Annotated in this window: 9 protein-coding genes and 1 pseudogene; 3 read left to right on the top strand and 7 right to left on the bottom strand. The window is 32.8% G+C overall.

Annotated elements, in window-relative coordinates:
* The 5 genes from CHB81_RS15310 to CHB81_RS15330 form a co-directional block, all read right to left on the bottom strand.
* Nucleotides 1-1,266, bottom strand: coding sequence for a YaiO family outer membrane beta-barrel protein (locus CHB81_RS15310; RefSeq protein ID WP_089352728.1), 1,266 nt, complete (start codon nucleotides 1,264-1,266; stop codon nucleotides 1-3).
* Between the two features lie 7 nt (nucleotides 1,267-1,273).
* Complete coding sequence (locus CHB81_RS15315; RefSeq protein ID WP_089352729.1) at nucleotides 1,274-2,710, bottom strand: glycosyltransferase; 1,437 nt, start codon at nucleotides 2,708-2,710, stop codon at nucleotides 1,274-1,276.
* Nucleotides 2,707-3,768 carry a hypothetical protein gene (locus CHB81_RS15320; RefSeq protein WP_089352730.1) on the bottom strand — a complete coding sequence of 354 codons (1,062 nt, stop codon included), beginning with the start codon at nucleotides 3,766-3,768 and terminating at the stop codon, nucleotides 2,707-2,709. Before CHB81_RS15320 ends, CHB81_RS15315 begins: the two co-directional genes overlap by 4 nt.
* Nucleotides 3,769-3,840: 72 nt before the next feature.
* Entirely contained in the window at nucleotides 3,841-4,605 is a 765-nt protein-coding gene (locus CHB81_RS15325) for a TIGR02757 family protein (protein WP_089352731.1), read from the bottom strand.
* A 112-nt stretch (nucleotides 4,606-4,717) separates the two neighbouring features.
* The gene (locus CHB81_RS15330) at nucleotides 4,718-5,383 is read right to left on the bottom strand and encodes an ABC transporter ATP-binding protein (protein WP_089352732.1); all 666 of its coding nucleotides are present in this window, start codon (nucleotides 5,381-5,383) and stop codon (nucleotides 4,718-4,720) included.
* A 131-nt stretch (nucleotides 5,384-5,514) separates the two neighbouring features.
* Between CHB81_RS15330 and CHB81_RS15335 the strand changes: the two genes are divergently transcribed.
* A complete protein-coding gene (locus tag CHB81_RS15335; protein WP_089352733.1) occupies nucleotides 5,515-6,240 on the top strand; it encodes a phosphodiester glycosidase family protein in 726 nt (241 codons plus the stop codon).
* Nucleotides 6,241-6,332: 92 nt separating this feature from the next.
* Nucleotides 6,333-6,629 (top strand): hypothetical protein, encoded by a 297-nt coding sequence (locus CHB81_RS15340; RefSeq protein ID WP_089352747.1) that lies wholly within the window; start codon nucleotides 6,333-6,335, stop codon nucleotides 6,627-6,629.
* Here CHB81_RS15340 and CHB81_RS15345 read toward each other — a convergent pair.
* Both CHB81_RS15345 and CHB81_RS15350 read right to left on the bottom strand, forming a co-directional pair.
* Nucleotides 6,626-6,928 (bottom strand): DUF6787 family protein, encoded by a 303-nt coding sequence (locus tag CHB81_RS15345; RefSeq protein WP_089352734.1) that lies wholly within the window; start codon nucleotides 6,926-6,928, stop codon nucleotides 6,626-6,628. The genes CHB81_RS15340 and CHB81_RS15345 overlap by 4 nt on opposite strands.
* Nucleotides 6,929-6,961: 33 nt before the next feature.
* On the bottom strand, nucleotides 6,962-7,402 hold the full coding sequence (locus CHB81_RS15350; protein ID WP_089352735.1) for a DUF6146 family protein: 441 nt from the start codon (nucleotides 7,400-7,402) through the stop codon (nucleotides 6,962-6,964).
* A gap of 159 nt (nucleotides 7,403-7,561) precedes the next feature.
* Between CHB81_RS15350 and CHB81_RS15355 the strand changes: the two are divergent.
* Nucleotides 7,562-7,876 (top strand): annotated as a pseudogene (locus CHB81_RS15355) (hypothetical protein); the annotation flags it as partial.

Genomic DNA, 7,876 nt, shown 5'->3' on the forward strand with positions numbered 1-7,876 from the left:
TTAAAATTTATATTGCAGCTGAATTGCAAAATCAAGTTCAGTCTGGTATTTATTTGGTGTGTATTCCTGCTCATTATCCGTGATTAGAAATCCAAAAACATAATGGTTTTTTATTAGTTTATAGAATCCTGCACTTAATCTATAAGAGTTTAATGATTTTCTCGTATCATATTCTGCAGCTCTTGTTCTATCATCTGGCGAAGTTCCGTATCCTGTAATTACGGTTACATAATCAAACTTTGTTTTGTAATAATAACGAGAAGTTAAAATAAATGACGGACTATCTTTTTGAATATACGATCTAAAATTAAGCCAATAAGAACCAAGATATTTCCCTATTCCTACATTCAAAGTTTTTAAATCGCTATTATCCTGCATTACAATATATCGAACTCCTAAATCTGCCTCCCAGCCATTATTGAAATTCTGAAAATAGGAATAACCCAATCTCCATTCCGGAAAAGCACTGTCTTTGCTATAAGCAACATCAATATAATGATAATGCTTTTTCTGGGCAAAAAGATACGATTCAGCTTCAAACTGAAGTCCGCTTGCCATAACCAAATTAGACGAAAGTCTTTTTGCATAACTAACTCTTCCAATCAAACTTCCCCAAGTACGTTGATGCATATAATCTGCGCTGACCAAATGCCATGGACCAACTCCGTCCCGATCAATCGTGGTCAGGTTGTAATAAGCGCCTATACGGTCAATATTTGTTTTAGAATATAAATCAAAAAGACGCTGTTCAATATCCGCGTCATGAGGGAATTTTGCTCTAATTGATTTAAGATATTTTGCTTCATTTTGAGTATCATTTTGTAGCGAATAAAGAGCAATTCTCTTAAGCCTGAACGTTTTGTTATCAGGATATAAATCAATCGCTTTATAAGTTGTGGTTAAAGCTTCGTCATAGTTTTTGTCTTCCAAATCCATGTTTATGAGATATAGAAAAGCATCTTCGTATCCCGGATTTTTTTCGATTACATAATTATAATAGAATCGGGCGCTGTCTTTTTGTTTTAGCAAATCGTAATTTCGGCCTAAAGCCAAGTGAAAATCAATATAATCGGGTGCTAGTTTTTTACCTAATAAAGCTCTTTGAATATTGAGTTTGTAATCAGGATGTGCGCTTTTCATATCTTTTGTCACGACGGTCAAAAGACTATCAGTGTCGATTTTTTTTTGTGCTTTAATAGTTTGATTTGAAAGTAAAAACAAACAGAAAAGCAGTTTGGCTATATTTATGTGTTTAAGATACTTCATAATCAGATTATTTTTTAGAGGGAGATTCAAAACCTTTGCGAACCATAACACCCCATTTTTGTTCTTTTTTTCTAAAGAAATACCAATATCCTTTTAACGATGCATAAACCGTAATAGGATGAAATACAAAAGGCTCAATCATTGCCATTCCAACAAGTGTAATCAGTTCTTTGTAACTGGCATAACTCTTATAAAGTACTTCATCAATTAAGATTGATATTATGGTTATTGACAGATAAAACAGGTAAACCAGAGAACTAATAAGAAATAGAAATTGAAAGTTTATTATTCCAAAGGCAAAACTTGCTATCAAAGTGATGATGCCAATAAATTCTATAATGGGCACCAGAAATTCAAAACTAAAAAAGAACGGTAAAACGACAAATGCAGTTCGGCCATATTTGCGATTTAAAAACATTTTTCGATGTAAATACAAGGTTTGTACCAATCCTCTTGCCCAGCGAACTCGTTGCCTTAAGAATATTTCTCTGGTGCTTGGAACCTCTGTCCAGCAAAGCGATTCGGGAATGTATTTTATTAGAAATTTTTCGTTAGTATCATGCATGTATTTTCTCATTCTGGTAATAAGTTCCATGTCTTCGCCTAAGGATTGATGCCAATATCCACCGGCTTTTATGACAATATCTTTGTCAAACATTCCGAGTCCGCCGGAAACCAGTAACAAACCGTTTATTTGACTCCATGCCATTCTGCCAAACAAAAATGACCGCACATATTCTAATTCCTGAAAACGCGGATACCATTCTTTAGGATAATGAACTTTGTACAAAAAGCCTTCTTTTATATCGCATGAATTTGAAATTCTGATTCCCGCGCCTGTTGCAATAACACGTTTTTCATTTTCCATGAATGGTTTTGCCAGTTTTAGAATTGTATTACTTTTTAAGATACAATCTACATCTGTGCATAAAAACAGCGGATATTGCGAGGAGTTTATTCCTGCATTTGAGGCGTCTGCTTTACTTTTTCCGTTTACTTTATCTACAATAAGCAATCTTGAATAAACGGGATTTGTTGATTTATAATGTCCGCGAACGGGTTGCGTTACGATCTTTTCCTGATAATAAAAATCGATTTTAACCAAATCAAATTCGGTTATTAATTTTTCCAGTGTATTATCTGAACTTCCGTCGTTTACAATAATGATTTCAAATTTGGGATAAGTTAATGAAAGCAATGATTTTACATTATAAACAATATTTACACCTTCGTTAAACGCAGGAGCTACAATAGAAACGCCTAAAATATGATTGGACCGAATCAGGACTTCTTCTTCTAGATATTTTTGATATTTCAAATGCTTTATAATCGCCCAATAAGACAAAACGGAAAGCACGATATAAAACAAGATATAACCAATAGAAAAACAGGCTACAAAAACATCATAAGCACGAATAAGGTAAGATAGAAAATCATGTATCATAGCTGTAATTTTCTAGTGTGATTAATCATTTTTTGAGTGTCCGGATCTTGAATTCCTAAAACATCAAGACTTATTGAATCTAGCTTGTTTAAGCAAAAGACCATTTTTAATTTGATATCTTTTATTTCCTGCTTTTCGATTTCGTTTTTTAAATAGGCAATTGTTTTTTCAGAACCTATTACGGCAAGAGCGTCTAATATTTCGATTTGAATTTCTACTGATTCTGTGGGTAAAATTTTGATGAGTTCTTCTTCGGCTTCTTCTAGAAATAGATCTTGAATTGCCGTAATAACATCAATTTTTAATGCTTTATCTTCATGATGCAGCAGCTTTATAATCTGGGCAGCTTTATTGGTATAGTTGTAAAAAACCATCGTCATAATCGCTAATTTTAAAATAGTTGGACTATCTGATTCTATCCAAAGATCTATTTGTGGCGGAATTGGAATTTTTTCTGAATGCAAAACATCCATTACTTTTATGGTGGTTATGATCGAAACCTTAACGTGAATTTTATTAATTGCCTGCCAATCTCCTTTTGATAAAGCCAGATAAGCAATATTAGCATTGGAACGAATAATTTTATTGGGATGGTATAAATACTTTCTGATAAGAGAAATTCCGGGTTTGTAACCCAAAGCTTGGAAATGATAAATGCCTTCGCATTTTTTATATTTTCTAAAATCCCGAATTAAACTCGCTGAATAATGATTTAGATTGAGTTGTTTATAAATGATTAGAATGTTTTTTGCCGTTTGTCCTTTTAGATTACTTTTCATTCTGATCATATCTTCAATGAGCATTTCCTTGCACCAGGTACGATGTATGGGAATTTCGGATTTGAACTTTGCGATCTTATATTTTAGAATGTTTTTATCCGGTTTTGATAAAGTAATTTCGGTTAAAAATTTTTCAGATTTGCGAATTATGATGTGTCTGTAAGGCAGGTTGTATTGATAATAAACTCTATTGAATATTAGAATAATGGCTAAAGACAGCGTTACAATTAAAAAAGACGGAATGATATAATATTTTAAATCGAAAATAAAATGTTCCATACAAAAGGCTTTTATATGGTAATATTACGAAAAAAAAAGGAGAAAAGCTAATAAAATCTCTTGTTTTTGAAGCTAAAATCCTTCAAAAACTCCTAATCCGAAAAGGGCAAAATCGTATTTAACTGGATCTTGTGCATCCATCTCTCTGAGTTTTAAATCTAACTCGGCTAATGCTTTACCGTCATTTTGCTTTCGCGCAAGTAAACCTAATTTTCGGGCTACATTTCCGGAATGTACATCTAACGGACATGATAATGCAGCTGGCGAAATGGTTTTCCAGATTCCCAGATCGACTCCTTTTGTATCCTGACGAACCATCCAGCGCAAATACATATTGATTCTTTTTGCTGCCGAATTATTTAGCGGATCTGAAATGTGTTTTTGAGTTCGGGGCAAATGATCAATTTCGAAAAAGATCTTTTTGAATTCGCTGATGCTTTTTTGTAAACTGTCTGATTCCTGATTTTTGACAAAAACAGCTTCTAAACCATTATGATTTTTGTAGATATGCTGTAATCCTTTTATAAATCCTCCAAAATCTTTTCCGTTGAAGGTACGATGAACAAAATTTTCTAATCTTTCGATGTCTTCATCATTATGTGACATGACAAAATCGTAAGGCGTATTGCCCATTAATTCCATCATTTGATGCGAATTTTTAATGATCATTTTGCGATTTCCCCAAGCAATTGTAGCGCTTAAGAAACCGGCAATTTCAATGTCTTCTTTTTGAGTAAACAAATGCGGAATTTGTACGGGATCACTTTCGATGAAATCCTGATTGTTATATTGAATGACTTTTTCGTCAAGGAAATCTTTTAATTCTGATTTGGTCATAATTTAATGAAAGGTAATTGTTATCGTAAAGCCTTAGCCCTGATAGAAGCGGTATCCTTTTTCTGGCTTTTTCAGACAGAAAAAGATACAAGTGGATAGCAGGAAATTGCTTCTAATTACTAATTAAGCCATCGACCATAACTAATTTTCTATCGGCCATATTAGCCAGTTCTTCGTTGTGGGTTACGATTACAAAAGTCTGTCCGAATTCGTCACGAAGCTGGAAGAATAATTGATGTAAATTCTCGGCAGAATGTGTGTCCAGATTTCCCGAAGGTTCATCGGCAAAAATAACATCGGGTTTGTTAATTAACGCTCTTGCTACGGCAACACGTTGTTGTTCTCCGCCAGAAAGTTCGTTTGGCTTATGATTAATTCTATGAGATAATCCTAAGAAGTTTAATAGTTTTTTGGCTTCGGCTTCGGTTTCTGAAGGTTTTTTGCCCGCAATATACGCTGGAATACAAACATTTTCTAAAGCTGTAAACTCTGGTAAAAGCTGATGAAACTGAAATATAAAACCTAAATTCAAGTTTCGGAACTTGGATAGTGCTTTGTCATTAAAACCCAAAACATTCTGACCATTAATGGTTAAAGAACTTTCTGTTTCGGATTTCGAAGGTTTATCTAATGTTCCTAAAATATGCAATAAAGTTGTTTTTCCGGCGCCTGAAGCACCAACAATCGAAACAATTTCTCCTTTTTTAATATGCAAATCAACTCCTTTTAGAACTTCAAGTTGGTCGTAGAATTTATGTATATTTTTTGCGTGTATCATTTTGAAACTGTTTTTACAAAGAAACAAAGATTCTGCCGATATAAAAATGGGTTGTAACAGAAATTTAAGAAGAATGATATATAAAGTAGTATTAGTTTTTTTGTTTACATTTATGAGAAAGTATCTGAAAAATGAAATTAAAAATTGGATTTTGGGTATTGATCGTAATTGTTCTTGCGGTTTTTATCAATGCAAAAATATATTCTGATGATCTATTCGTGGTCTATAAAGTAGATCTTAAAAAACAAGATCTAAAATTGTACTGGAAAAATGAGGCAGCGCAAAATTTTGGGAGTATTCTAAATTTGAAAAATTGGACAGAAAAAAATAATTTGACATTGAAATTTGCAATGAATGCCGGAATGTATAAAAAAGACAATTCTCCGCAAGGTCTTTATATTGAAAAGAAGAAGGTTTTGTCGCCATTAGATACGACTAAATCAGAGGGGAATTTCTATCTAAAGCCGAATGGAGTATTTTATTTAACAACGAATAAAACGGCTGAAATTTGTACTACTGAAAAATTTCAGAACACTGGAAAAATAGAATATGCGACACAATCCGGACCAATGTTAGTTATCGATGGTAAAATTCATCCGGATTTTAAAGAAGGATCAGTTAATTTGAACATTCGAAATGGAGTTGGAATTTTACCAAATGGAAAAATAGTTTTTGTGTTGTCTAAAAAAGAAATTAATTTCTATGATTTCGCGAATTATTTTAAAAGTTTAGGATGTAAAAATGCCTTGTATTTGGATGGTTTTGTATCACGTGCTTATATTCCGTCAGAAAATTGGATTCAGACCGATGGTAATTTTGGTGTAATATTTGCAGTAACGGGAAAAAAGAAAGATTAATCAAGGTGGTAATTAAATAATGAAATTGTTTTAGGAAATAATTTTAGTTAGTAAAATCTTTTTAAATTCGAATAATATCTAAATAAATGAAAATGCAAGATTTAGAAGTAACGAAAGACGACAGAACCAGAAAATTGCTTTTGGGTTTACTTTTGGACGGAATTGGGATGATTTCGTTTACAATTCCGCTTTTGGGAGAATTCTCAGATGTAATTTGGGCGCCAATTGCAGCTTTTGTAATGACCAGAATGTACAAAGGCAGAGTAGGGAAAGTAGCGGGTATTTTGACTTTTGTTGAAGAGATATTACCTTTTACAGATGTGATTCCGTCGTTTACACTGACGTGGATTTATACCTATTATTTTCAAAAATCAGATAGGGAAATTTAGTTTTTGAAGAGGAATCCAAGTCCCATATTTTTAAGCATTTTCTTTTCAAAATTCCAAAAGAAACGGAATTGCCCAAAAATGGCTCCTATTGCAACCAATAAAACCTGATAAATAGGGAAAATAATCAATAGACATATTAAAGTAAACCAACCGCCAAAATCTTCTTTGGTAATACCTAACCATACACAAAAAGGTTTAGACAAATACGCAGATGCCGATCCGGTAATGGCAAAAACGGTAAGTATGATAATGGCTTGTAGATTTGAGGTTATTCCCCAACGTTTCTTTAATCTATTCATGCTTTATTTATAACAATTACAAATATAGCAAGATTATCGCATTGGAACGTAACCCGCAAGCTTTTGTTTATATGTATTTTGAAAATAAATCATATAATTATAAATCAAATAGTTTACCTCATATCCGTAATGAATTTCAGGTCGGTAATCAATCGTCATTTCGTATAAATTTGGATTGTAACGCTGTGGTTGCGAAGCTCTGATATTCCATTCTGTTACATACAAGCGATTCTTGATTTCGAGATAGGACAGTGAGTAATAATTTCGAGGAAGTGCCATTGAGGCCAGCCAGGTACTAAAACCATTGTCAATAATAATAACCTCATATTCCAGAGAATCATTGGCAATTCGTACGGTATCGTTTAGAGCAACTTTGGGTGTAGGTACAGGATTTGTTACGCTAGTATTTTTTGATGCCGTAGAGCAAGCGATTATTGTAAACAGAAGAACTAATATGGAAAGACATTTTTTCATGGCTTTTATTTTCAATCCTTTAAAATTACAACTAAATTTCAAAAGAAGCTGTTAAGGTTCTTATAATCTAGTTTTTAGATTTTAATATTCGACAATAAAAAAGCCATTTGCAGAGCTGAACATGCCCCAAAAAGTTAGACACTATTTGGGGCATTTTTTATGGAAAGAAAAGTAAAGTATGACTATGCATTTAAGTTAGAATGTGTAGAATTGGTTTTAAAGAAGCATTATTCAGATGGATATGTTTCAAAATTAAAACAGACTCCAAGATGGAATATTCGTAAGTGGGTCAGTTTTTATAAGGCATATGGTAAAATTGGTTTATTGCCACGAATGAATCAAAGCTATTCAGCCGAATTTAAGCTAAAAGTGCTCAATATCATAGAAAAGGAATCCCTTAGCTTGATGCAGGCTGGTATAAGATTTAATATTCCCGATATTTCCATAGTTTTAAAATGGAAAAAAGATTTTGCT

Source organism: Flavobacterium sp. ov086 (assembly GCF_900187965.1).
Classification (GTDB): domain Bacteria; phylum Bacteroidota; class Bacteroidia; order Flavobacteriales; family Flavobacteriaceae; genus Flavobacterium.

Bases quoted from the DNA above. Each gene is read 5' to 3' on its own strand.
- CHB81_RS15310 (WP_089352728.1), bottom strand. From the start codon at position 1,266: ATGAAGTATCTTAAACACATAAATATAGCCAAACTGCTTTTCTGTTTG.
- CHB81_RS15315 (WP_089352729.1), bottom strand. From the start codon at position 2,710: ATGATACATGATTTTCTATCTTACCTTATTCGTGCTTATGATGTTTTT.
- CHB81_RS15320 (WP_089352730.1), bottom strand. From the start codon at position 3,768: ATGGAACATTTTATTTTCGATTTAAAATATTATATCATTCCGTCTTTT.
- CHB81_RS15325 (WP_089352731.1), bottom strand. From the start codon at position 4,605: ATGACCAAATCAGAATTAAAAGATTTCCTTGACGAAAAAGTCATTCAA.
- CHB81_RS15330 (WP_089352732.1), bottom strand. From the start codon at position 5,383: ATGATACACGCAAAAAATATACATAAATTCTACGACCAACTTGAAGTT.
- CHB81_RS15335 (WP_089352733.1), top strand. From the start codon at position 5,515: ATGAAATTAAAAATTGGATTTTGGGTATTGATCGTAATTGTTCTTGCG.
- CHB81_RS15340 (WP_089352747.1), top strand. From the start codon at position 6,333: ATGCAAGATTTAGAAGTAACGAAAGACGACAGAACCAGAAAATTGCTT.
- CHB81_RS15345 (WP_089352734.1), bottom strand. From the start codon at position 6,928: ATGAATAGATTAAAGAAACGTTGGGGAATAACCTCAAATCTACAAGCC.
- CHB81_RS15350 (WP_089352735.1), bottom strand. From the start codon at position 7,402: ATGAAAAAATGTCTTTCCATATTAGTTCTTCTGTTTACAATAATCGCT.